Origin of the sequence: Pectobacterium sp. HCp5_1 (genome assembly GCF_032905925.1) — a bacterium.
Classification (GTDB): Bacteria; Pseudomonadota; Gammaproteobacteria; order Enterobacterales; family Enterobacteriaceae; genus Pectobacterium; species Pectobacterium brasiliense_A.
This window is the reverse complement of sequence record NZ_JAUMIO010000013.1, coordinates 41016-64711: the sequence shown is the minus strand read 5'-3', so window position 1 is coordinate 64711 and position 23696 is coordinate 41016. Positions and strand designations below refer to the sequence as shown.

Genomic DNA, 23696 nt, shown 5'->3' with positions numbered 1-23696 from the left:
TGATTAAATTCTCGTTCTTATTTTGTTGTGTTCAGTGTTCTTCTATTTTTTATTTTCGTTAATGATTGCCGTAAAAAATCCAACCTTAATGTTACTTTGGATACCTCCAATGAGGTATTTTTGCATATTGTGTTGTTTTTAAATGATTACTTTAAAAATGATAAAATGAATCCCTTTTTGATAATGAAGTCAACGTCAGGCCACTTGAGAATAGCCGAAAAATAAAAACGGCTGTCGCGAAACCGCTATTCACATCAGGAATATAGCTGACGGATTTTCTGCTATTTTCACATCGGATGCGAAGAAAGACACTTTTATAGTGTGATTGGTTATTAATATAAAATTTTTATAAATATTTTAGAATATCTGGATGCGGCTTATTTTCCTTTCTAAATAGGGTATGGCCGCACATCAGCGTTTGTGTTCTGAATTCACATTGTTAGAGGTGTACGAAATAGGTCGCTAACTGCCGCAGCGTCTGTTCGTCCAGCGTACCGGCGTAGTAGCGCAACTGTAGCCAGGCCGTCAGCCAGGTATAACGTGCTTCGGTTAGATCGCGCCGTGCGCCATAAAGCTGCTGTTCGGCATTCAGCACGTCAAGATTCACGCGCTCTCCGCCCTGAACGCTCTTCTGTGTGGCGGTGACCAGCGCCAGCGCCGACTTTTCTGTCAGCTCATAGGCGCGGATTTTCGCCTGACTGCTGGTGACCAGATTAAACTGGCGACGCAGTTCCGTCTGGATGGTCGCCGTCTGTTCGTCCTTTTCCCGCGCGGTTTGCTGATAGCGCTCCTTTGCCTGACGCGTCGCGGCAGAGACGCCGCCGCCCGCAAAAATCGGTACGCTGACGCGGATACCAATCGAGCGCGTATCGTATTTCTGGTTGTAGCTGTTTTCGGTATCCGATTGCGTATTACGCGTGCTGGCAACCAGCGTGACCTGCGGCAGGTGACCCGCCCGATTCCGTTCAATACCGTATTTCGCCACGGCCAGCGATTGATTTAGCGCTAATAGTTGTGCGTTGTGGCGTAGCGCCAGCGATTGCCAGTGCTGATAGCCCGCAGGTTGAAGCGGCCGCGGCGTGAAGTGCGGCGTGAGCGCCGCAAGCTGATCCACACCAACGGGCATCCCCAGCAGCGTTTCCAGTTCACGCAGGCTGATATCCAGATTGTCCTGCGCTTCGATGAGCTGCGCCTCGGTCAGGTTGACGCGCGCTTCGGTTTCCAGCATATCGGTACGGGTGCCTTCTCCCTGCTGGAAGAGGCGTTGATTCAACTGATATTGCTCGCGATAAGCGCGCTGCTGTGCCTGAACCAGCGCAATCTGCTCGCGGCTAAACAGCACGTTGGTGTAAGCCTGAAACAGACGTACCAGTAGTTGCTGGCTGGCATCGCGCAGCTGCTCATCTGCCAGCACGGCGCTGGCTTCACCCTGCTGATAACGCGACCACGCCGCGTAGTCGATCAGCGGCTGTTGCAGAGAAAAGCTGGAAGCGCGACTGGTGTAATCCCGCTCCGACTGTTGCCCACCCGCCGTCACCGTGGAATCGTTACGGGACTGGCTGTAGTCATAGGTGACTTTGGGCAGCAGCCCGGCGCGGCCGATGTTCTTCTCTTCGCTGTCGGCATTGCGTGCGTGCACGGCGGCCTGAAAGGCTGGATCGTGCGTCAGCGCCTGCTGCCAGGCTTCCATTAATCCCAGAGCCTGACTCGGTGCGCTGTAGATCAGTGAGAGAACAAGCGGGATGGCATAACTGGAGCGGATCGCCGCGCGATAAACGGATGAAAGGCGCAGCATGATTACTCCTCGGTCAGCGCCAGATGCAGGCGGTCGGAAAGCGGTTTAAACAGGTAGTTGAGCAGGGAGCGCTCACCGGTACGAATAAAGGCTTGCACTGGCATGCCAGGGCGAACGTCCAGCCCGGCGAGCTGCTGTTTACCTCGTTCATCGACGTGAATGCGCAGTGCGTAATAGGGTTTTCCGGTCTGTTGCTCGACGAGTTGGTCGGCACCGATCAGCGCGACAACGCCGGAAATACGTGGGGTCGTGCTTTGGTTGAAGGCAGAAAACAGCAGCTCGACCGGTAGCCCGTTGCTGACTCTGTCCACCAGTTCGATAGGCAGTTGCGCGTCAATCAATAACGGCTGCCCCTCGGGAACAATCTCCATCAGCATCTGCCCGCTATTCACCACGCCGCCTTCGGTGTGCAGCGCCAGTCCGACCACCGTGCCGCTGGCGGGAGCGCGAATGTGCGTGTGCTGAAGTTCGTACTCCGCCGTTTTCAGCCGCTGGGTGAGATCCTGAATGGAACGCTGGGTATCGGCGAGCTGGGCGCGCACCTCTTTCTGGTATTCGTTCTGGCGCTGTTGGATCTTTTGCTCCAGCTCGACGACCTGCTGCTGGAGCTGTATCTGATTATTCCGTTCCTGCGCAATCGCGCCCGCCAGTTGGGCTGCCTGCCGCTCGACGTCCAGCAGGCGATTACGGGCGATGTAGCCTTCCTGCGCCAGCGGACGCAGCCCGCGCAGCTGCTCGCTGATAATCTGGAATTGCGTTTGGCTGCTGGCAAGCAGCGCCTGTGAACCTTGTGACTGCGCTTTGGCCCCGATGATCGCGGCCTGTATCGCGGCGCGTTCCTGTTGCAGGGCTGCACGACGGCTGATGAAGAGCTGTTGCTGGGCAATCTGAATTTGTTGCGTGACGGTGCTGTGTTGCTCCGTGGGGGCAGGGAAGGCGATCGTGTTCAGATCGTCGCGTTCCGCCAGCAGGCGCGCTTCGCCCGCGAACGCTTCCTGAAGCTGGGTGACGAGATTGTCGCGTTGCGCCTGAGCGGGCGTTTGATCCAACGTAGCAAGGACTTGCCCAGCCTGCACATGGTCGCCGTCCCGCACGGTGAGCGAGGCGATGCGTCCGCTACTGACAGGCTGCACGGCTTTGCGGTTATCTGCGACGATGACCCGACCGGATACGGCGACCCCTTTATCCAATGGTGCCACGCCAGCCCACAGCAGCAAACCACCAAAGCCGATAAGCACCAGCCAGAGACCGTACTTCAAATAGCGTCCGGCGTCGGTGTGTAACGGCATCGCCGCGACGTTATCCTCCATCGGATGGACGGGAGTTGTCGGCTGTGATGTGACTTCGCGTAACGCGGACATGGTTATCCTCTTCTTTCCATGATGCTGTTCTGATGGCAGGTGTGCGTTATCAATGCGCTGAGCCTCATTTATCCGGTGCGGCTCGGCGCGGCGTCGGCGCGCTGTACACCATGCTCAACCCGGAGGAACCGGGCTCTTTTGGGGTAAAAGCATTGGCGGCGTCGGCTGTTTTAACCGGTGCTGGTTTGGCGCTGGCGGGTTTCGTCATCGGTTTGGCAATAGAAGGATTGGCAGGCTTGGCGCGCTGTAACTCTTTCAGCACCTGCTCGGTTGTGCCGAAATACTGGATCTGTCCGGCGCGTAGGACTAACAGCTTATTGGCACAGGACAGCAGAGCAGGCTTATGCGTGATCAGCACCTGCGTGCTTTGGGCTTCCTGCTGAGCGGCAATCGCGGCCAATAAGGCTTTCTCGCCATCGTCATCCAGACTGGCATTGGGTTCATCCATCACAATCAGGCGCGGCTGGTTGTAAATGGCTCTGGCAAGGGCGACGCGCTGTTTCTGACCGCCGGATAATCCGGCTCCGCCTTCGCCCAGTTGTGTATCGTAGCCCTGCGGCAGCCGCAGAATCATCTCGTGAACGCCTGCCGTGACGGCAGCAGCGACGATTTTTTCTGCATCTGGCTGAGTGAAACGAGCGATGTTTTCGGCAATCGTCCCGCTGAAAAGCTGGACGTCCTGCGGCAGATAGCCAATGAAGCGACCTAAATAACTTTTATCCCACTGGTGCATGTCCGCGCCATCCAGCCTGACTTTGCCGCCGAGGGCGGGCATGGCGGCAACCAGCAGGCGGGCGAGGGTGGATTTACCAGAACCCGACGGGCCTAAGACGCCAAGCACATCGCCGGGAGCCAGTTCAAACGTGATATTCGCGAGTATGGGCGTGCGCGTGTTGGGCGCGTTAGCGCTGAGCTGTTCCACCTGAAGTTTACCTTCCGGGGCGGGCAGCGCCATGCCAGCAGGGCGCGCCGGATGGTTGTCGAGCAAGATATTGACACGCTGCCAGGCGAGGCGAGCCTGCATCCACTGTTTCCAGACGCCAATGATCTGATCGATCGGACTGAGTACGCGGCTCACCAGAATGGAACCGGCAATCATCATACCGGGCGTGATATCGCCATTGACGGCCAGCAGCGCGCCGAGCCCCAGCATCAACGACTGGAGCGCCAGTCGGGTGCTTTTCGTCAGCGAGGTAATGTTGGCGCTTTTTTCGCTGGCAACGTTCTGATAATAGAGAAACGCGTTATGCTGCGTCAGCCAGCGTTCACGCATGGCGGGCAGCATTCCCATCGCTTCGATGGCATCGGCATTGCGCAGATTGGCGTTGGCCTGCTGCGTTGCCTGAACGGTGTTTTGTGCGGCTAAGGCCAGAGGTTCGCGCGTGAGTTTTTGATTCAGCCAGGCCAGCACAATCAGTATGATCGCCCCCGCCAGCGCCATTACGCCCAGCCAGGGATGAAGTAAGAAAATCACCAGCAGATAAACCGGAAACCACGGCGCATCAAAGAAGGCGAACAGCGCATTTCCGGTGGCGAACTGGCGCAGGGCAGTCAGATCGTTTAAGGCCTGGCTGGCGCTCGCCGTGCCGTTCTTGAGATTGCTTTCAAACGCCGCATTGTAGATACGTTGATTCAGTCGCATATCCATCTGCGTACCGAGGCGGATCACCACGGCACTGCGTATCCATTCCAGTAATCCCATCAGTAAAAACAGCCCCAGCATAATGATCGTCAGCATCGCCAGCGTCATGATGCTGCTGGAAGGCAGTACGCGGTCATAAACCTGGAGCATATAAATCGCCGGTGCCAGCATCAGCAGGTTGATGACGGCGCTGAACAGGCCAATTCCCCAGAACCCCTGACGGTAGACGGCCAGCGCGTCAATAATCTCCCGGCCTGATGAAGCCGGATGGGATGCGGGCATGGGATGTTCCTTCTTCTATAAAGTCGCCATCGTTCCATCGTGGTATCCCCACAAGGTGGAAGAGGGAAAGCGGTTAGCCGTACCGCTATTGACGCGGTTTGCCAACGGTTATTACACTCACTAGACCGCCGCGGTTCTTTACCCGTCATACTTCAAGCCGCATGTGTGTTGGCTTCCCTTACTTACCCCAGTCACTTACTGATGTAAGCTCCTGGGGATTCGTGCGGTCGCCGCCTGCATGCAACTCGAATTATTTAGGGTATATACTCTCTCCGTACCGCGACGGTGTTCACTCAAACGGCTAAAAGCGTCATCTTTTAGCCGTTTTCTTATGCCGCCAGCAGATCGGCCGTTTCGGCGACGCCAACGACGTCAACCACGGTATCGGCAGAAAGCGCGGCATCAGAGGCCGCGGTGGCGAAGCTCAGGCTATCCAGGCTCGCGTTAATATCGATACCCGCATTGCTCAGCGCAGTCAGCAGCGGCTGAACCTGTCCGCTCATCAGGCCATAAATCACGTCATGTACCACGCCGCGATCGTCAACATTCTGGTTGGCAATATCCGTGGAGAGACCCAGTCCGCTGAAGGTGACTTCTGGTTCAGCAAGCGAATACGTGGTGCCTGCGGTGGTGCCGCCTTGCAGGACGTTCCCGAAGGACAGGGTGTCCAGATCGCCGTACAGCGTGTGAGCAGGCGGGGTGAAGAGGCTATAGGTCAGATCGCCGCCGGCAATGAGCGCGGAGAAATCGTTCTGCGTACTCGTGATCGCATATTGAGTACCGTCTATAAAGGTGTCGCCGCCGTAAAAGCCCCCGGTATTATTGCCACCGACTTGTGTATTACCCGCGGTATGGTTAACGTCACCAAACGCTGCCGACCATTCAGTCAGGTAGCTGGCAATGCTGTAATTGGCATAGTAGGCATCGTAGGTAATTGCAAAACTCATAATAGATTCCTCATTAACTAACGATCTACAGGCACGGTCATCCGTGTCTGTCATGAAAGAGGATGAGCCATCCCATCCCCTTTGTTTTCCTGTTTCCCGCATGGGGAAACAGAGAAATTAGAATCGATACTCCACGCCAGCCTGCACCGTTCTTCCCCGGCTTGGCGTGTAACCCAGTGATTCGCCATAGCTCACGATGTAAGTACGGTTAGCGATATTCTCGACGGAGCCACGCACTGTCAGGCTGTCGGTCAGGCGATAGCTGGCATACAGATCGTAAACTTCATACTTGGGCCAGTCGGCTAAATAGGCAGAGTTGGCCGGTGCGGCAGCGTCCTGATAGCCGGGAGCAAAACGCATCGTGACGCCCATATCCAGCTTGCGGTCGAAGACGCGTGTTCCCAGTGTGACGGAACCACGGTCGCCCGGCAGATAGGCGGCGTTACTGAATAACAGCGTTTTCTGGCAAGAGGCATCGCTGGCCGTGGTATCGACAGGCGTGGAGTAGTAGTTGCCTCGGGAACCGCCGACAGTCGTGACGCCGCCCATCCAGGCCACCGGTGCACAGAAATCGTTATTACCGATCATGTGGGTGTAGGTGGCATCGACATACAGAAAGCCCGCGTCGTAATTAAGCTGGTATTCCATACCGCGGAAGCGGCTCTTCGCCAGATTGTTTTGGAACACGGAATTGCTGAGGGAATAGCCGTTATAGCCCGGCTTATTGCGCGCGCCGTTCAGGCTGATGTAGTTGTTTATCCGCGTGTCGAAATAGGACACCTTGCTGACCAGCCTGTCGCCATCGACGAGTAGGTCGGGCTGCTGAATATTGAACCCGACTTCCCAGGCGCGGGAGCGCTCCGGCTTAAGGTTGGGATTCGGATACAGATAGTAGTTGCCCGCGCTGTAGGTGCCGTTGGCAAAGGTTTCGCTGACTGACGGCGGCCGCCAGGATAGGCCATAGCTGGTGTACAGCTGTAGCCATTCAACGCCGGGACGGACGCCCGCAAACAGGGTGGGGGACAGCTTGCCGTGTTCGTCATCAACATTCCAGTTTTGTGTGGTAGTGACGGCAGGGCAGCGTAAGATAGAGTTTTCCCGACAAGGATTGGCTACAGTATAGGGAATTTCCCGATAGCTGATGCTGGTGGTGCCGCGTAACCGGTAGCGATCGTACCGCAGGCCGCCTTGCAGCGTTACCCATTCGTCGTACGCGTAATTCAGATTCGCGAACAGGCTGGCCATTGCACGATTCCCTTCCGGGGTTGCGTTACTGGCTGTGCTATTGGTGCTGTCCGTGGTGATCTTGTCGTAATAGAAATCCATTCCATAATCAGCTTTCAGATCGTGCGCGCCCTGCTGCCACAGCGTTGAGGTATTCTGCGCCTGCGCCCCGTAGGTACGCAGCCGCGTGCTCTCGTGATACGCGCTGGTATTGGAAGCAGCATAGTTATCGGTGTCGTTATGGGTATCGGCGTAATAAATCTTGGCCTTAAAATCCAGCCAGCGCTGGTTGTCCGGTTTCAGGCTGTAATCCAGCGCGGTACTGCGCGCCATAATCTCGCTGTGCCCGCTGGCCTTCCAACCCAGTTCGGTATTGGAAAGGTTGGACAACGTCCCGACATTTTCAGAAGAGGTTTGCGTTTGCATATAGCTGAGCTGGAAGCGCTGATTAGCTGGCAGATTCCAGCCGATTTTCGCCAGTCGCGAGCGCATGGTATAAGCTGCGCTGGTCACTTTTTGATGCTTTAAGTTATTGGCCCACTCTTCGTAATTATTTGAATTGCCGGGGATACGGATATTACCGAGATTGCCATCATTGCCCGGCCAGTAGTCGCCCAGATGACGTTCGCTGGCACCGACCAGAATGTCGCCGCTTTCGTTACCCAGTGCGAGCACGCCACTGCCGATAAAATGCGTGCCGTTGTCGCCGGTGCTGGCATGCAGTTTTCCGCCCAGCTCTTTACCCGGAGCGAGAAAATCGTGGGCGCTGACGGTATTAAATGTAGCGACGCCACCCAACGTGCCCGCGCTGCCCATCACGTTTGTCGCGCCTTTTTCAATCGTTGCGCCGGAGAGCAGCTCCGAATCGATATACATCTGTCCATTGCGCTGGCCGTAGCCGGTTTTTTGAAAATTCTGCCGCACGCCGTCGATGTTCATATTCACGCGACCAAAATCCTGTATTCCGCGGATGTTGACCGACAGCGACGGGTCCTGCTGGCTGACGCTGGAGTAAACGCCGGCGGACTGCTCCAGCAGATCGGCGGCGTGGCGGGAAGGGCGGTTATCCATCTGCTCGCGTGAAATAACGCTAATCGCGCGCGGCTGTTCGTAGATCCAGTCGCCTGGGTTGGCGACGGTAAAGGCGCGAACCGTCATCACGTCGTCTATTTTGGCCGTATCGACGTTGACTGAACGAGGGCGCAAGGTAATGACGCCATTGCTGCCGATCTGGAAATCGACCGGATGAGTGCCGATCAGCCTGCGAAGCCCCTGTTCTGGCGTGAAGCGCCCTTGAAGCGCAACGGCCTGCATATTTTCCAGTTTAACGTCGGCAAAAAAGACCTGTAGCCCCGCCTGTTCGGCGAAACGCAGCAACGCGCTGCTCAACGGCTGCGCGCTGATGGAAAAGGCGGAACTCTGGCGAGCCGCTTCCTGAACGCTGGCGGCCTGCGTTTCCGCTTGCGCATAGTGGAGTGAGCCAGACAACGACAGTGCGATGCCGACGGCAAGAGAAAGTGGATTACGTTGTAACAAGCGGCTGTCTTGCTGTTGTGTTCTTTTAAACATTTTTCGCCTGGTCTGCCATCGGTTAAATCATCAATAAGCATTAATAAACAAAGGGATAATTAGCCCTCTTTTTCTTAATGAAAATGATAATAAAAATCATTACCTAAATATGAAGACGGATGAGATGACAGAACCCGTAAAAAAATATTTAAATTTTTTTCTCCGGCGCGTTGCGGCCTTGTGAACGTAAAGGGAATTTATGCGTGATTACCACTCCTGAGCAGCATGGCAGGAGTGGGGAAGACAGGTGGGAGAAAGGATCAGTACAGAACTGTGACGCCGGGGAGTGAAACGGTTTTGGCACCCAGCTCGGTGGCGATGGTTTGCAATGCGCCATCCAGCTCGTTCAGTGAAAAGATGCCGCTAACCTGACGCTGGCGCAGTGCTGACGTGGGGATAACGATCGTGCCAGCGCGATACTGATTGATACGTGCGATGACGACCGCCAGCGGCTGTTGATCGAAGATCAGCAGGCCGCGCCGCCAGTCGCCGCGCTCACGGCTATTCCAGCCGGGGAGGCGAGTCATCCCTTGCTCGGTATAACGTGCCGCCTGTTGTTCATCAAGCCGCAGCGTTTGCCCGTTTGCCGTGACCTGAACGCTGTGCTCTACCACGCCGACGGTCGTGGTCTGTGATGAATTCTGCACGATGAACTGCGTGCCCAGTGCCTGTGTGGTGCCTGAGGCGGCATCAACCAGAAAAGGGCGTTTTTCCTGTGCGGTTGTTGGGGCGACGGTGAACCAGGCGGAACCTTGCAGCAGCGTGACGCGCCGCTCTTGCGGCGTATAGGCGAGCGAAATGGCGCTGCCCGCATCCATATCGACCTCACTGCCGTCCGGCAGCGTAACGTGTTTGACCTGATGCGCCGCATGATAATCCGAGCGCAGCATGAGGATGCCGTCGGAAATCCATGTCGCGCCGAGACTGAAACCCAGCAGCAGCAAGGCGGCAATTTTCCACTGCGTTGCATGGTTAAAGCGCCTGATGAGAAAGGTTGCTGGCGGTTGTGGCTGTAGCACCTGCCGTTGCTCGGCGTTGAGCGACCCAAGCCCATGCCAGAGCATCCCTGCCTGTTCCAACGCGTGGCGATGGCGCGGATCCTGTTCCAGCCAGTGTTGGAATGTCAGTTCCTGTTCATCGTCCAGCGGCGCTTCGGCCAAACGTATGGCCCAGCGTGCTGCCTGCTGTTGGATTTCAGGGGGATAATCGTTCATGTTGTAGGCCTGGAGTGTGTAGGGTCTCTAAATAGGTAGACGTCTGACGGCAATAAACCCGTAAATAATTTGTGATTATTTCACGATGGGCGACGAGTTTCACGAGGCGCGGATCGTCATCATCGCGTGCAGCGTCATGGCAAGATGCTTCTCAACGGTGCTGAGGGAAATCTCCAACTGTTGAGCAATTTGCGCCTGCGTCATATGCTCAAACCGGTGCAGATGAAATATCAGCTGCGTGCGTTCAGGCAGCGTCGCCAGTACGTTTGCCAGACGCTCCAGCTCCTGCTGGGCGATGGCCGTTTGATCGAGCTGGGGGGCCGCATCCGGCAGGTATTCCAGCGTCGCCTCCGCGTCGTCAACAGACGCCGCCATCTGCCAGCGCTGCTGGTGGCGGACATGATCAAGCAGCAAATTATTTGCTGTCTTATAGAGATACGCCTTCTTGTCGTCTACATCATCTTGCTGTTCCAGCCGTTGTGCCAACCGTAAAAAACTCTCTTGCACCAGATCGGCTGCTGCCTGAGGGTCGCGCAGTTTATGATTGAGATAGCGTTCCAACCGTTCTGCATAGTGGTTGAACAGCATTCTGAGTTCAGACTCTGACATGCCAACGTCCCGTCAGGTGACCTTCCCGCCGACTCTGCGGCAACAGAACCCCCTTTCCCTTGTCACCGCGCGATCCATAGCAATGCACGGCACTGTCCATAACAATACACGCCATAACAATGCACGGCATTGTCCGTTGACGCCGACGGGGTAAGGCCCTGAATAATAAATTTAATGTAATTGATAATTATTATCACATATGCCGAACCGAAAAGCAGAGCTAAATCTTCTTCAGATTGGCGGATTTTCGTCATCGACTACACTTATCTTTGCTGGCTTATTATTTAATCAGGAGAGACGAGATGACCACGAAGGACTCAGCGCAGGATCCTAAAGAGGTGACGGTCAGCGAAGGGCTGGCAAAGGTGCATGAGGCATCAGAGCAGTTGACGGAAGAAGAGATTGAAGCGCTGGCGGAAGAAGCCAGACGGGCCGCCACGCAGACGCAGAAAGGGTCGGGCAACGCGCCCTAGTGTAATGCCGCGGGTTGCAGAACTGAGCGACAGGTAAGCGCAACGTGGCAGGTTTTTTGCACAGACATTTTGCAGATAGTGATGAAAAACAAGATGGTTTTCTCTCTGTAAGGAAAATGTATGCACGATAAATTACTCATAGAAGGCAAGCTGGTCGCGGGGAAAGGCGAGGCGTTAGCGGTATTTAATCCTGCTACAGGAGAGCAAATTGCCGCCATTGCACAGGCCGACCTGCACCAGGTTGATGCAGCCGTGCTGGCTGCGGAGTCCGCTTTTGCACACTGGGGACAAACCACGCCGAAAACGCGCGCGACGCTGCTGCTACAGATTGCCGACGCCATAGAGGAACACGCCGAGACGTTTGCCGAGCTTGAATCGCTGAACTGCGGTAAGCCCTACCATGCGGCGCTGAATGATGAAGTGCCTGCGGTCGCTGATGTGTTTCGCTTTTTTGCCGGCGCGGTGCGCTGTCTGAGCGGTTCGGCGGCGGGAGAGTATCTCGAAGGACATACCTCGATGATCCGGCGCGATCCGGTTGGCGTAGTGGCGTCCATCGCCCCGTGGAATTATCCGCTGATGATGGCATCGTGGAAGCTGGCACCTGCGCTGGCGGCGGGAAACTGCGTGGTGCTGAAGCCGGCGGAGCAAACCCCGCTGACCACATTCTATCTGGCGCATTTGCTGGCGGAGATACTGCCCGCTGGCGTGGTGAATATCGTGTTCGGGCGTGGGGCAGATATCGGCGATGCGCTAACGGGGCATGAGAAAGTGAATATGGTGTCGCTGACCGGCTCGATTGCAACCGGTGCGCATATTCTGTCGCATACCGCCGCGAGCGTAAAACGTACACACATGGAGCTGGGCGGTAAAGCGCCGGTGATTGTTTTCGACGATGCCGATATCGATCAGGTGGTTGATGGGATCCGCAGTTTCGGTTTTTACAATGCGGGGCAGGACTGTACTGCCGCCTGTCGGCTGTATGTACAGCGTGCGATTTACAATGAGGTTGTAGAAGCATTAGGAAAAGCGGTGGCGACGCTGAAAATCGGCGATCCACATGATGAAACCACCGAGCTGGGGCCACTGATTACCGAGCCGCAGCTGGAACGCGTGATTGGCTTTGTCGAACGCGCCAAAGCGCTGCCGCACATTACGGTGGTGACAGGTGGCGAGCGGGTGAAAGGGCAGGGATTTTACTTCCAGCCCACGGTGCTGGCGGGGGCAAAGCAGGAAGACGAAATCGTCCAGAAAGAGGTGTTTGGACCCGTAATCTCCATCACGCCGTTTGACGATGAAGCGCAGGTGATTGGCTGGGCGAATGCCTCGCATTACGGGCTGGCCTCGTCGATCTGGACGCGCGATATCGGGCGGGCACACCGTCTGGCCGCGTGCCTTCAATACGGCTGTACCTGGGTGAACACCCACTTCATGCTGGTGAGCGAAATGCCACACGGCGGGCAGAAGCTGTCCGGCTACGGCAAGGATATGTCGATGTATGGTCTGGAGGATTACACCATCGTGCGTCATATCATGATCCGGCACTGAGGATCTTCTGCCTACTTAGGGATTCTGTTTGTCCTGCACGAGAAACAAGTACTGGAGAAACGGGTAATGATATAGCGCGTTTGTCCAGCCCCGGCGTGCCCCAAAAAAGGGCGCGCTGGGCAAAAGCAGGGCATCACGTGTTGCTTTGATTTTCTTCATACTGGCATGTGCTATTTTTATTGGTTATTAATTCCGCCTATTCGTATTTAGTTCAAATCATCTACTGAATTTTTGGATTAGATCGCGTTTTTGTATTTTATTCTAATTTGGGGCGGGCGACTGGCGTGTTATGTGCATTAATTAAAGTGGCATCGCGTGATGTCCGTTTTCAAGGAGCGCATTTTGTCCAGATCAAACGCCCACCTTAACCCGCTAGAGTGTACTCAGCAGGCACTGCATTGGATTCATAGTGACACGCTATCCCACGATGACATGGCGGCACTGAATCGAGAGGTTTTGAGTTGTTTTCGTGAATACGTCAACCCGGGTTTTCTGGAGTACCGAAAATCTGTCACCACCGGCGGGGATTACGGCGCAGTCGAATGGCGCGCCAGTGGACCGAATACGCTGATTGATACCCAAGGGAATGAATATCTGGACTGCCTCGGCGGTTACGGCATTTTTAACGTCGGGCATCGTAACCCTAACGTGATTGCTGCCGTTGAGCGCCAGCTCGCCAGACAACCGCTGCACAGTCAGGAACTGCTCGACCCGCTGCGGGGATTACTGGCAAAAACGCTGGCGGCGCTGACGCCGGGCGATCTGAAATACAGCTTCTTCTGCAATAGCGGAACGGAATCGGTTGAAGCAGCGTTAAAGCTGGCGAAGGCCTACCAGTCACCGCGTGGTAAATATACCTTTATCGCCGCGACAGGTGCATTCCACGGGAAATCGCTGGGCGCGCTTTCTGCCACCGCCAAACCCGCGTTTCGTCGTCCCTTCATGCCGCTGTTACCCGGCTTCCATCATGTTGCTTTTGGCGACATCAACGCCATGCGCAAGCAGGTTGAGCAATGCCAGAAGACCGGCGATGACGTGGCTGCCATCATCCTTGAGCCTATTCAGGGAGAAGGCGGCGTGATTGTGCCTCCGGAACATTATTTGCCTGCGGTCAGAGCGTTATGCGATGAGGTTGGGGCATTGCTGATTCTGGATGAAGTGCAAACTGGCATGGGCCGCACGGGCAAGATGTTCGCCTGTGAGCATTATGGCGTGCAGCCTGACATTCTGTGTCTGGCGAAAGCGCTGGGCGGCGGTGTGATGCCGATTGGCGCAACGGTGGCAACGGAAGAGGTCTTCTCCGTGCTGTTTGAAAATCCGTTCCTGCATACCACCACGTTTGGCGGCAATCCGCTCGCCTGCGCGGCGGCACTGGCGACCGTCAATGAGTTGCTGACAAAGAATCTGCCAGAACAGGCAGCGATACAGGGGGAATTTTTGCTACAGGGCTTACGACAGCTGGCGGCCGAGTATCCTCAATTGATTATTGAAGCACGAGGAATGGGGCTGTTGCAGGCTATCGAGTTCAGGAAAAACGAGATCGGGTATGCCTTCGCGAAGGAACTGTTTCAACGTAATGTTCTGGTGGCGGGCACGTTGAATAATGCTAAATCGGTCAGGATTGAGCCGCCGCTTACCATCACGCGCGAGCAATGTGCCCGAGTGCTGAAAGAAGCGAAGGAAGTCCTCAAGAAGCTCAATGGCACAATGCCTGACGAAAATAAAATGAAGGAATATGCGGTAGAGTGAAAAACGAGACGGAAAAACGCAGCACCCTATTAGGTTCACTCCGAAAGCCAGTCAGCCCTTACTGACTGGCTTTTTTTATCTGGTTTCTGACACACGACTTTGCGATATAACTCAATGGCCTTTGCGGGCGATCAGTACATTCAGCGGTGCCATGGGAAATGCCTGATGACGACGAGTTTCGACGGAGGTAAAGCCCGTTTCTAACAGCCACTGCGCCAGTTGACCTTCCCGCGTGACGTGGCGTCCACTCATTTGCATCGGCAGGTAGAACGGCAGAACCGGTGCGGCATCCTCCGGCGCTTCGGCAATTTCCGCCTGTGCCAGAATCAGCGTGCCCTCCGATGCCAGCGTACCGTGGAGCGCTGCCAGCATGGCGGGGATATCTTCGACAAAATGCAGGAATGAAGAACTCCAGATCAGATCGTATTTCTCGCTGGGCAATGCGCCGCTTTGCGCTGACAAACGTGCAGATAATCCGGCTGCGTCGATATTGCGCTGCGCCACGGCGGCAGTCTGCGGCAGGTCATACACCGTGCCGGAGATCTGAGCATGACGCAGCGCCAGCGTAATCGCGACCCAGCCGGGGCCTCCGCCCAGATCGAGAACGTGTCTGATTTGCGGGAAATCCGGCAGGCTGGCGATCAACTGCTCGGCACGGTCGGCCGTTATTGCCCGCTGTTCCTGAGCGATTTGCTGTTCCGCGGCATTGGCCCACGCCGCATCGCGCGGTAATTCGCTCAACTGCGTTTGCAGCGACTGAGACATACCGTCGCCTAGCCCCTGACCAAACTGACGCAGGCTGGTCAGGCGAAAACGCCAGGCGTCGCCCAGAAAACGTGAACTGCTGCGACAGAGCACGGCGGCGCAGGCCGGAGCGGTGCAATAGCCGTCGTGATGACGCGTCAATAGCTGCATGCTCCACAGGATCTCAAGCAGAAACCCGGTTTTCTCCGGCTGCCAGCCCAGCGCTTCCGCCAGTTGCTTCGGCGTGGTGATCTCTTCCAGTCGGTCGAAAATCTGCTGTTCCAGCGCCAGGTATAAGGCATCCGCCTTCACGCTGCTGGCGGCAAGCTGCCATAACGTCTCTAATGGATTCATACGTGGTTTTTCCCATTGATGGTCAGTCGATAGGGAATATGCTATCTATAAATGAGAATCGTTATTATGTTCATTGTTATGCGAGACGGCATTTTTCATATGCAAAACTGCGGGGAGAAGATGACGCAAAGACAGCAACGGGGGCGAGAGGGACTACCGTCAGGTGACCGGTGCCGGATGAGTGAGGTGAATTGTTCTGATTCGCGCCGAACACTGCCAGGCAACATCGGTGAGTGCTGGTCGGATTTCAGCCGTATTGATGCGGATCTGTCGCTGGCGCGTTCGCAATATCGCCCGTATCGTGCCTTGGTGGAAGAAACGCAGAACCCGCATTCGCAGCCGATGCTGATCATTACATTTGCACTGGCAGGGGAGTCTGCTTATTACGATTGCGGCGGCTCATCGATCGGGTTTCGCCAGCAGCATCTCACGATGACGACGTTTGGTGCCAGCTCGGGCGAGCGCCATTATCAGGCTCAGCAGCAGGTTGATCAGCTACGGCTGCTTGTGGGGAAAACGGCGGCAGCGCGCTATTTTGGCGCGGACTGTGCAGAGCAGTTGTTCAACGATGATAGGGTACAGCTGCGCGCATTTACGCCCGTCTCTGCGGCCAGTCAGGTGCACGTCAATGCGCTGTGCAGTGATGGCGATCCGCTGAATCGCCATATCCACGCCTTAAGCCTGCTGGCACAGTATCGGCACGTCCTACAACCGGAAGAGAAGCGCGGCGCTATTTACCCACAGGAACGGCAGCAATTGGATCAAGTATGCCGCTGGATGCGCGAGCATCTGGCCGAACCGCTGACGCTGGCCTGTATTGCGGCTCAGGCGGGAATGAGTGAATCCAGACTCAAACTGGGGTTTCATCGCTGCTTTGCGACCACGCCGGGTCAGATGCTATTGCGGATGCGGATGGAACGGGCGCATCAGCTACTGGAACAGGGATTTCAGGTGGCGCAGACGGCCTGGCAAGTTGGCTATCGACATCCCGCTAATTTCAGTCTGGCATTTACGCGCTATTTTAACCGTAACCCGAAAATGATTACTTCGCGTAAGTAAAAATACCCCGCTGACAGTCATGTGATGATTTTGTCATAACTATTTACCATTATTTTCCTTTTATTATATTCCCGCGCGTTATTTGGACATACGGTGCCTGAATCCGAGCTTTTGTCCAAATTCTTCTATACTTCATCCAGCAGTATCAACGTGTAATGAATATTGCGACCAATAAGCGGTTTATTTTTCAGCGTGCAGTCGGGTGGTTCCCTGCGCATGAAAGAGATCGTTGTATTTTTAATAAAGGGTCGCTTTTTAAGCAAAGGAAAAAAGGATGAGATTAAAAAAGAAAAAAATCGAACCGATGAAAATTCAGGACATTACCATTATTGATAATGCCAGACTTAAAAAAGCCATTACCGCCGCCGCATTGGGTAATGCGATGGAATGGTTTGATTTTGGTGTCTATGGCTTTGTGGCGTATGCGCTCGGACAGGTCTTTTTCCCCGGAGCCGATCCCGGCGTACAAATGATTGCTGCGCTGGCAACGTTCTCGGTTCCCTTTTTGGTTCGGCCACTCGGCGGAATATTCTTTGGTGCGATGGGGGATAAATTTGGTCGCCAGAAAGTCCTGTCGATCACCATTATTATCATGTCGGTGAGTACATTCTGTATCGGCTTGATTCCGTCCTATGAATCGATTGGTATTTGGGCACCGATACTGCTGCTGTTGGCGAAACTGGCGCAGGGATTCTCCGTTGGGGGCGAATATACCGGTGCGGCGATTTTCGTTGCTGAATATTCCCCGGACAGACGACGCGGCTTTTTAGGGAGTTGGCTGGATTTCGGTTCTATTGCCGGGTTCGTGATGGGCGCGGGCGTCGTGGTGCTCATTTCTTCCATTGTGGGAGAAGAAAGTTTTCTGGATTGGGGATGGCGTATTCCGTTCTTTATTGCTGCGCCGCTCGGATTAATTGGGATTTATTTGCGCCATGCGTTGGAAGAAACACCGACATTCCAACAGCACGTTGACAACATTGATAAAGAATCAAAAGACAGCATCCAATCTCCGCCGAAGATTTCTCTGCGTGAAATTGTGACCAAGCAATGGAAAGGTCTGCTGATCTGTATCGGGATGGTGATTACCACCAATGTCACCTATTACATGCTGCTGACCTATATGCCGAGCTACCTTTCACACAGCCTGAATTACTCGGAAGATCATGGGGTGATGATTATTATTGCCGTGATGATCGGGATGCTGTTTGTGCAGCCGGTGATGGGGCTGATGAGCGACCGCTATGGGCGTAAGCCGTTTATTATTTGCGGCAGTATTGGGCTGCTGCTGCTGTCGGTGCCCAGCTTCATCTTGATCAACAGCGATGTGATTGGGCTGATTTTCTGCGGATTACTGATGCTGGCCGTACTGCTGAATTCGTTCACGGGGGTGATGGCTTCAACGCTGCCCGCCCTGTTTCCGACGCATATTCGTTATAGCGCACTGGCGACGTCATTTAACGTTTCCGTACTGGTTGCGGGCTTTACGCCAACGGCGGCGGCGTGGCTGGTGGAATCAACCAGTAACTTGTATATGCCGGCGTATTACCTGATGGTGATTGGGCTGATCGGCCTGATTACCGGGATGTCGATGCGTGAAACCGCTAATCAGCCGCTGAAAGGCGCAACGCCCGCGGCATCGGATCGGACGGAAGCCAAAGAGCTGTTGCAGGAACAGTACGACAATATCGAGCAGAAAATAGAGGAAATTGATGAGCAAATCGCCGAACTGGAGAAGAAAAGAAAACGGCTGACCGAACAGCATCCTGAGATTAATTGACGCCATTTACCGATAGTAAACAAGCGCCACGAATGTGGCGCTTTTGCTATGTCGCGTACAACGACTCTGTTATGTAGGGCTAGTGACCAATTAGCCGCAGCTGGGTGCAAAACGGGCAACCGCAGCCGTTAATAGAGGTCGCATCGCACTGGCCGGGATGAATGGTTTCCAGTCCCATTGGCGTAAAGCTTGAAAAAGTGCGCTTAGGCTCATCGATATTGTTCAATCCACTCTCCGTAGACTGAGCCATTTTTGCCTGAAACGCCGAGGCTTGTGTCGCGACGAGGGAAAGAAACAGAACTGACAGACCTTTTTTCATTGGGCTTATCCGCTATGAAATTTGGTTTGTTATAACATAACGTATTTAGTCGCACCAGAGCAGCCGACCGCCTGAATAGCGGTCGGCTGCCTAACTGTGTCGTCCGATTAACGGAACGGTGGCTCGTTAAAGGTGCGCAGTTTACGCGAGTGCAGCTTATCGCTTTCCGCCCGCAGCAGATCGATAGCGCAGATGCCAATCTGCAAATGCTCCGAAATCGCCCCTTCATAGAAACGGTTCGCCTGTCCCGGCAGCTTGATTTCACCGTGCAACGGCTTATCCGAAACGCACAACAGCGTGCCGTAAGGGACACGGAAGCGATACCCCTGCGCGGCAATCGTCGCACTTTCCATATCTACCGCGACGGCGCGACTGAGGTTAAACCGCAGGGCAGAGGCCGCGTAGCGTAGCTCCCAGTTGCGGTCATCGGTGGTAACCACCGTGCCGGTACGCAGACGCTGTTTAACTTCTTCCCCCGGCATACCGCTGACCATCTTGGTGGCGTCATACAGCGCGCGCTGCACCTCGGCAATGCTGGGAATCGGGATATCCGGCGGTAGCACGGCGTCCAGTACGTGATCGTCACGCAGGTAAGCATGCGCCAGCACATAATCACCGATGGACTGGCTTTCGCGCAGGCCGCCGCAGTGGCCGATCATCAGCCAGGCATGCGGACGCATCACCGCGAGGTGATCGCAGATGGTTTTCGCGTTGGATGGCCCGACGCCAATGTTGACCATCGTAATCCCTTTACCCTGACGAGGAATCAGATGATAGGCGGGCATCTGGTGGTTCTTCCAGGCCAGATCGGACACCGTCTGCTCGGGGTTTGGCGTCTCGGCGGTGATGTAAATACCGCCAGCACAAGATAGCGCCTCATACGGACTATCGGGATCGGCAATCTGCGCACAGGCCCAGCGTACAAACTCATCGACATAGCGCGTGTAGTTGGTGAAGAGGATGAACGGCTGAATATGTTCTACCGGCGTGCCGGTGTAGTGACGAAGCCGCGCCAGCGAGAAATCGGTACGCAGCGCGTCGAAGTGGGACAGCGGTGATGTGGTGGTGGCGTGAAACAGTCCATCTGCCGTCTCGTCCCCAATCTGCGACAACTCTGTCGTGGGGAAATGCTTGGCGATACCGGCACTCATCGAACGGTCAAGAATCAGATCGGAACCGTCGAGCACGTAGGGGAACGGGATTTCCTGCTGTGACGGGCTAACCTCGATGGTGACATCATAGTCGCCTTCCAGTAGCGCCAGCTGTTCCGCCAGATAAGCACGCAAAAATGCCGGGCGGGTAACGGTAGTGGAGTAGCTGCCGGGATGGGTAAAACGCCCATAGGCGCGATGGCGGGGGTGACCGGTCGAATTGCCGCTCCAGCTAACGCGGAGAGCTGGGTAGGCAAATAGCCCCGCCGTGCGCGCGTTAGCATCAGGCAGCGTGCCATCATTGATGAAGTCCCCGATGGCATCGCGCAGTGCTGAGACGGCGTCATCATATAGCGCTTCCAGTTTATCCAGAGTCTGAGTGACGGTAAGACTGACGTGGGATCCGCTGTTATGCATATTCTCTCCTTTAAATTCTGTACTTAGGCAGAAGTTAGCTCACAGCGTAACTGAAGATGCACAGCCCCGCCATCGTGAAATCTGGCGGAGCTGTGAACGTGGAGAGAAGCGGCGCTTAAGCTGTATCCCATAATAGATTAGTGCTTGTGGCGACCGGAAAGATTCGCCGCGCTCACCGCCAGTATCGACAGCACGCCGAGTGCCGCCGCCGGTGCCAGCACACCCCAGAAGGCGCGTTCGATATACGGCATCCCTTCAGCCAGCACGCGTCCCCATTCCGGCGTCGGCGGTGATGCGCCCAGCCCCAAAAAGCCGAGCGATGCCAGCGCCAGCGCAATGCCAGGCAGTTTCAGCATAGCGTGACGGAAAAGCGGGCCAATCAGCGCGGGCAGGATATAGAACAGGCTACGCCGTATCGGGCCGACGCCGAGAATCGGCAGCATTCGAATATAAGGGCGCGCATTGATTTCAGCCACCAGTGCCGCCGTGTGGGCCGCGAGCGGTGCCCAACTCACGGCAATCACGGCAATCGCCGCGCCCGTTGCCGTCGGGCCGTTTACCGCAGCAACCAGCAGCCCGGCAATCACTGGCGGCAGGGCGTTAGTCACTTCAATCGGGCCGGTGAACAGACGCGGAAAAAGCCCAACCAACAGGCCAATTGCCAGACAGGCCAGCGATACCGCCAACGCCAGCAGACAGGTATTTAACGTACCGTGTGCGACGCGTGCCAGCAAATCACGCCCCATCGCATCCGCGCCAAAAGGCAGCAGAAACGACGGCGGTTGTAGACGCAGAAAGGCCGAAGTATAGGGATCGCGCGGCAGGCCAGCCAGCAACAGCAGTGCCAGCAGTAGCACGCAGATAATCGGCAGCCAGATAGCATGGCGAGACGCAGGGCTACCGTGCTCTTCCGGCACGGGCATCGCGCCGCTTCGCAGCGCGCGTCCGAGAATCAGCAGCCGAACGCCGCTGGCGGCGATGCCAGCCAGCGAGGCGATGAGTAAGAGAATCAGCACGCCGACCTGCAAGGCGGGCAGATCCTGTGCCGCTGCCGCCCCTAGCGTGGCGCGTCCCAGACCGGGAATCGCGAACACTTTTTCGACGGCGATGGCACCGCCAGTTAACGAGACCAGCACCAGCCCGACCAGCGGCATCACGCTGGGCAACGTGCGTTTCAGCACGGCCAGCGCGATATGACGGCGGCTCACACCTGCCACACTCCAGGTGGTGAGCCAGTTTTCGCTGAAGGTGGCGGATAGCGCGTCGGCAATAATCCGGCCAAGGTAGCCGCCTGCTGGAATACCGAGCGCCAGCGACGGCAGCACCGCATAGTGCAGGCCTAGCCAGCCATAAGGGGGAAACCACTGTAGCCAGACGGCACCGACAATCAGCAGAAATGACGCCAGCAGGAATTCGGGCAGCGCGGTAAATAAGGCGGCAAACAGACCGCCTGAACGATGAACCTGACCGCGTAACCCCTGCCGAAAGGTAGGAGCACACAGCACGGCAGCCAGTGTGAAGGCCACCAACGCCGAGGAGGCCATTAGCGTGATCGAGACGCCCGCCGCTTGCAACATCCCCGGAAGAACCGGCCGGCCAGACACCCAGGAATTGCCCGCATCGCCGTGTAACAGACCCGTCAGCCAGTTCAACAGCAATTGCAGCGGGCCTTGATCCAGCCCGAGTGAGTGACGAATCGCGTTTAGCGTTTCCGCCGTCGCTTCCTGCTCGCCGGAACGGGCGCGCAGCAGCGCCAGCGCCGGATCCTGACCGGATAACCACGGCAACATGCCAATCAGCACCACAATCCCCGCCAGCGTCAGCAGCCGCGAAAACAGTGGAATCAGCACGCCGTATCGCGGGCGTTGCGTCTGGTTGATGGTCGCACAGGTGCGGCAATACAGCGATTCGCTCATAAACTCGTCATCTTTCTGGTTGCGGGTGCGCTATCCGTTACTTGGCGCCGGTAACAATATGCGTAGCGGCGTTAATCAGCGTACGTTCACGCGGGTCGCGCAGTGCGTCTTTTACCTGTGCGCTTTCACCTTGAATCACACGCTCATGCAGCATTGGGATCGCGGCATCGCTGGCAAGGATCAGGTTTTCTGCCTGCATGATGGCCTGACGGCGTGCAACGCCCGCAGGAATTGCAGCCGCTTTCTGTAACGCCTGATCGATCTCCGGGCGGCACAGTTGAGCGATATTGAACGACCCTTCACAGGCGAAGTCACTGTATAGATAAGCGACTGGATCGCCGGAATCCAGCACCGTCGCGCGCGATAAGATAAAGGCGTCAAACTTGCCCGCCAGCGCGTCGGATTCGATCTGTGCATATTCACGCACCACCTGTTTTACCGTAAACCCAGCGGCAGTAAGCTGCTGTGCCAGATAGACCGCCACTTCAGGCAGTTCGGCGCGATCGCTGAAGGTTGCCAGCGTGATGGTGGCGCCCGCAGGCGTACCGGCTTTGACCGGATTCGCCACTGGCTGGCGCAGTTGCGCCGCCCACGGCAGCGCGGGGCCTAACAGACCCTGCGCGATATCGGCACGCTTCTCATACACGTTGTCTACCAACTGCTGGCGATTGATCGCATCGCGCACGGCGGCACGCATCGCAGGATCTTGCATCACGCCATGACGGGTATTCAGATACAGCGTATTGGTGCGCGGCATCGGGACTTCATGTACCAGCGATTGATCCAGCAGCGGTGCCTGTGAAACGGGAATGGCTTCGACAATGTCCGCCGTGCCGGTACGTAATGCCGCAGCGCGCGCTGCGCCGTCGGAGACAAAGCTCACGTCGATACCGCTGGCCTGTGCTTTCTCACCCCAGTAACCGTCGAATCGATCCAATACCGCGCTGCTGGTGCCAGTGACGGTACGCAGAACGAATGGGCCGCTTCCGGTGTTGATCGGATTGACGACGCCATTCTTACCGTATGCCGCGGTGGAAAGAATCGCCAACTGCGGGCTGGATAAACGCTGTGGCAGCAGCGGATCCGGTTTAGCCGTGGAGACGACGACGGCGTTATCGCCATCGGCTTTTACCGTTAACTGCACGCCGTCCAGAATGCGCGGTTTGGGAGCGGCAGTGGAGGCCACGGTGAGCGCATTCACTACCGTGGCGGCGTTTAAGGTGGTGTTATCATGAAAATGGACGTTCGGGCGTAGTTCAAAACGCCAGGATTTATCATCGATCTGCTGCCATTTTGTCGCCAGCGCAGGCTGGGCTTCGCCGAGTTTGTCGAGTACTACCAGCGTTTCTGCGGTGCTCCAACGCGACAGCTTAAAGGCATCATCGCTCAGCGGTGTCAGGCCGGAGCGCGGCGGCTGAAGCATCGCCAGTTTGATTCGACCGTCATGATGCGAGGTGTGGTTTTCCTCCGGCTCGTTGAAGCAACCTGAAAGCAGCAGCGTGGCTGATAGCAATCCAGAAACGGGCCACAGGCGATTACGCATATTCAT

18 protein-coding genes are annotated in these 23696 nt (G+C 56.0%); 6 read left to right on the top strand and 12 right to left on the bottom strand.

What is annotated here, in order from left to right:
- Window positions 1-439 precede the first annotated feature (439 nt).
- The 3 genes from Q3A88_RS11225 to Q3A88_RS11215 all read right to left on the bottom strand — a co-directional run bounded on the left by Q3A88_RS11225 (window position 440) and on the right by Q3A88_RS11215 (window position 5080).
- A complete protein-coding gene (locus Q3A88_RS11225; protein ID WP_317177920.1) occupies window positions 440-1795 on the bottom strand; it encodes a TolC family outer membrane protein in 1356 nt (451 codons plus the stop codon).
- Window positions 1796-1797: 2 nt separating this feature from the next.
- Window positions 1798-3156 (bottom strand): HlyD family type I secretion periplasmic adaptor subunit, encoded by a 1359-nt coding sequence (locus tag Q3A88_RS11220; RefSeq protein ID WP_317177919.1) that lies wholly within the window; start codon window positions 3154-3156, stop codon window positions 1798-1800.
- Window positions 3157-3220: 64 nt separating this feature from the next.
- The gene (locus Q3A88_RS11215) at window positions 3221-5080 is read right to left on the bottom strand and encodes a type I secretion system permease/ATPase (protein ID WP_317177918.1); all 1860 of its coding nucleotides are present in this window, start codon (window positions 5078-5080) and stop codon (window positions 3221-3223) included.
- On the opposite strand from Q3A88_RS11215, the gene Q3A88_RS11210 reads away from it, so the two are divergent.
- Window positions 5079-5204, top strand: a complete 126-nt coding sequence (locus tag Q3A88_RS11210) for a hypothetical protein (protein WP_256468917.1) — start codon at window positions 5079-5081, stop codon at window positions 5202-5204. The two genes, Q3A88_RS11215 and Q3A88_RS11210, sit on opposite strands and share 2 nt — an antisense overlap.
- A 205-nt stretch (window positions 5205-5409) precedes the next feature.
- On the opposite strand, the gene Q3A88_RS11205 is transcribed toward Q3A88_RS11210, so the two are convergent.
- The 4 genes from Q3A88_RS11205 to Q3A88_RS11190 form a co-directional block, all read right to left on the bottom strand.
- Window positions 5410-6027, bottom strand: a complete 618-nt coding sequence (locus tag Q3A88_RS11205) for a heme acquisition protein HasA (RefSeq protein ID WP_110162650.1) — start codon at window positions 6025-6027, stop codon at window positions 5410-5412.
- 117 nt (window positions 6028-6144) lie between these two features.
- Entirely contained in the window at window positions 6145-8820 is a 2676-nt protein-coding gene (locus Q3A88_RS11200) for a TonB-dependent receptor (RefSeq protein WP_317177917.1), read from the bottom strand.
- Window positions 8821-9080: 260 nt separating this feature from the next.
- Complete coding sequence (locus tag Q3A88_RS11195) at window positions 9081-10034, bottom strand: FecR family protein (protein ID WP_317177916.1); 954 nt, start codon at window positions 10032-10034, stop codon at window positions 9081-9083.
- A gap of 99 nt (window positions 10035-10133) precedes the next feature.
- Complete coding sequence (locus Q3A88_RS11190) at window positions 10134-10643, bottom strand: RNA polymerase sigma factor (protein ID WP_039287522.1); 510 nt, start codon at window positions 10641-10643, stop codon at window positions 10134-10136.
- 302 nt (window positions 10644-10945) lie between these two features.
- Here Q3A88_RS11190 and Q3A88_RS11185 point away from each other — a divergent pair, with 302 nt between their 5' ends.
- The 3 genes from Q3A88_RS11185 to ygjG all read left to right on the top strand — a co-directional run bounded on the left by Q3A88_RS11185 (window position 10946) and on the right by ygjG (window position 14410).
- The gene (locus Q3A88_RS11185) at window positions 10946-11116 is read left to right on the top strand and encodes a hypothetical protein (protein ID WP_181393555.1); all 171 of its coding nucleotides are present in this window, start codon (window positions 10946-10948) and stop codon (window positions 11114-11116) included.
- Window positions 11117-11236: 120 nt separating this feature from the next.
- Window positions 11237-12661, top strand: coding sequence for an aminobutyraldehyde dehydrogenase (gene patD / locus Q3A88_RS11180; RefSeq protein WP_317177915.1), 1425 nt, complete (start codon window positions 11237-11239; stop codon window positions 12659-12661).
- A 342-nt stretch (window positions 12662-13003) separates the two neighbouring features.
- Window positions 13004-14410 (top strand): putrescine aminotransferase, encoded by a 1407-nt coding sequence (gene ygjG / locus Q3A88_RS11175; protein ID WP_196398792.1) that lies wholly within the window; start codon window positions 13004-13006, stop codon window positions 14408-14410.
- A gap of 111 nt (window positions 14411-14521) precedes the next feature.
- On the opposite strand, the gene Q3A88_RS11170 is transcribed toward ygjG, so the two are convergent.
- The gene (locus tag Q3A88_RS11170; protein ID WP_317177914.1) at window positions 14522-15508 is read right to left on the bottom strand and encodes a class I SAM-dependent methyltransferase; all 987 of its coding nucleotides are present in this window, start codon (window positions 15506-15508) and stop codon (window positions 14522-14524) included.
- 66 nt (window positions 15509-15574) lie between these two features.
- Between Q3A88_RS11170 and Q3A88_RS11165 the strand changes: the two genes are divergently transcribed.
- Window positions 15575-16567: an AraC family transcriptional regulator gene (locus Q3A88_RS11165; RefSeq protein ID WP_317177913.1), complete on the top strand. Its 993-nt coding sequence runs from the start codon at window positions 15575-15577 to the stop codon at window positions 16565-16567.
- Window positions 16568-16841: 274 nt separating this feature from the next.
- Window positions 16842-18344, top strand: a complete 1503-nt coding sequence (gene proP, locus Q3A88_RS11160; protein ID WP_039468366.1) for a glycine betaine/L-proline transporter ProP — start codon at window positions 16842-16844, stop codon at window positions 18342-18344.
- Window positions 18345-18423: 79 nt separating this feature from the next.
- Here proP and Q3A88_RS11155 read toward each other — a convergent pair whose 3' ends face one another.
- The 4 genes from Q3A88_RS11155 to Q3A88_RS11140 all read right to left on the bottom strand — a co-directional run bounded on the left by Q3A88_RS11155 (window position 18424) and on the right by Q3A88_RS11140 (window position 23696).
- Entirely contained in the window at window positions 18424-18663 is a 240-nt protein-coding gene (locus Q3A88_RS11155) for a hypothetical protein (protein ID WP_317177912.1), read from the bottom strand.
- 107 nt (window positions 18664-18770) lie between these two features.
- On the bottom strand, window positions 18771-20231 hold the full coding sequence (locus Q3A88_RS11150) for an AMP nucleosidase (protein ID WP_010285567.1): 1461 nt from the start codon (window positions 20229-20231) through the stop codon (window positions 18771-18773).
- Between the two features lie 137 nt (window positions 20232-20368).
- The gene (locus Q3A88_RS11145) at window positions 20369-22147 is read right to left on the bottom strand and encodes an ABC transporter permease subunit (RefSeq protein ID WP_110162641.1); all 1779 of its coding nucleotides are present in this window, start codon (window positions 22145-22147) and stop codon (window positions 20369-20371) included.
- 37 nt (window positions 22148-22184) lie between these two features.
- Window positions 22185-23696 carry an ABC transporter substrate-binding protein gene (locus Q3A88_RS11140; protein ID WP_317177911.1) on the bottom strand — a complete coding sequence of 504 codons (1512 nt, stop codon included), beginning with the start codon at window positions 23694-23696 and terminating at the stop codon, window positions 22185-22187.

Excerpts from the sequence above, each read along its gene's own strand:
- Q3A88_RS11185 (WP_181393555.1), top strand. The coding sequence starts at position 10,946 with ATGACCACGAAGGACTCAGCGCAGGATCCTAAAGAGGTGACGGTCAGC.
- Q3A88_RS11210 (WP_256468917.1), top strand. The coding sequence starts at position 5,079 with ATGGGATGTTCCTTCTTCTATAAAGTCGCCATCGTTCCATCGTGGTAT.
- Q3A88_RS11145 (WP_110162641.1), bottom strand. The coding sequence starts at position 22,147 with ATGAGCGAATCGCTGTATTGCCGCACCTGTGCGACCATCAACCAGACG.
- Q3A88_RS11215 (WP_317177918.1), bottom strand. The coding sequence starts at position 5,080 with ATGCCCGCATCCCATCCGGCTTCATCAGGCCGGGAGATTATTGACGCG.
- Q3A88_RS11140 (WP_317177911.1), bottom strand. The coding sequence starts at position 23,696 with ATGAATATGCGTAATCGCCTGTGGCCCGTTTCTGGATTGCTATCAGCC.
- proP (WP_039468366.1), top strand. The coding sequence starts at position 16,842 with ATGAGATTAAAAAAGAAAAAAATCGAACCGATGAAAATTCAGGACATT.
- Q3A88_RS11155 (WP_317177912.1), bottom strand. The coding sequence starts at position 18,663 with ATGAAAAAAGGTCTGTCAGTTCTGTTTCTTTCCCTCGTCGCGACACAA.
- Q3A88_RS11170 (WP_317177914.1), bottom strand. The coding sequence starts at position 15,508 with ATGAATCCATTAGAGACGTTATGGCAGCTTGCCGCCAGCAGCGTGAAG.
- Q3A88_RS11205 (WP_110162650.1), bottom strand. The coding sequence starts at position 6,027 with ATGAGTTTTGCAATTACCTACGATGCCTACTATGCCAATTACAGCATT.
- Q3A88_RS11165 (WP_317177913.1), top strand. The coding sequence starts at position 15,575 with ATGTTCATTGTTATGCGAGACGGCATTTTTCATATGCAAAACTGCGGG.
- Q3A88_RS11220 (WP_317177919.1), bottom strand. The coding sequence starts at position 3,156 with ATGTCCGCGTTACGCGAAGTCACATCACAGCCGACAACTCCCGTCCAT.
- Q3A88_RS11150 (WP_010285567.1), bottom strand. The coding sequence starts at position 20,231 with ATGCATAACAGCGGATCCCACGTCAGTCTTACCGTCACTCAGACTCTG.
- Q3A88_RS11195 (WP_317177916.1), bottom strand. The coding sequence starts at position 10,034 with ATGAACGATTATCCCCCTGAAATCCAACAGCAGGCAGCACGCTGGGCC.
- Q3A88_RS11190 (WP_039287522.1), bottom strand. The coding sequence starts at position 10,643 with ATGTCAGAGTCTGAACTCAGAATGCTGTTCAACCACTATGCAGAACGG.
- Q3A88_RS11200 (WP_317177917.1), bottom strand. The coding sequence starts at position 8,820 with ATGTTTAAAAGAACACAACAGCAAGACAGCCGCTTGTTACAACGTAAT.
- Q3A88_RS11225 (WP_317177920.1), bottom strand. The coding sequence starts at position 1,795 with ATGCTGCGCCTTTCATCCGTTTATCGCGCGGCGATCCGCTCCAGTTAT.
- patD (WP_317177915.1), top strand. The coding sequence starts at position 11,237 with ATGCACGATAAATTACTCATAGAAGGCAAGCTGGTCGCGGGGAAAGGC.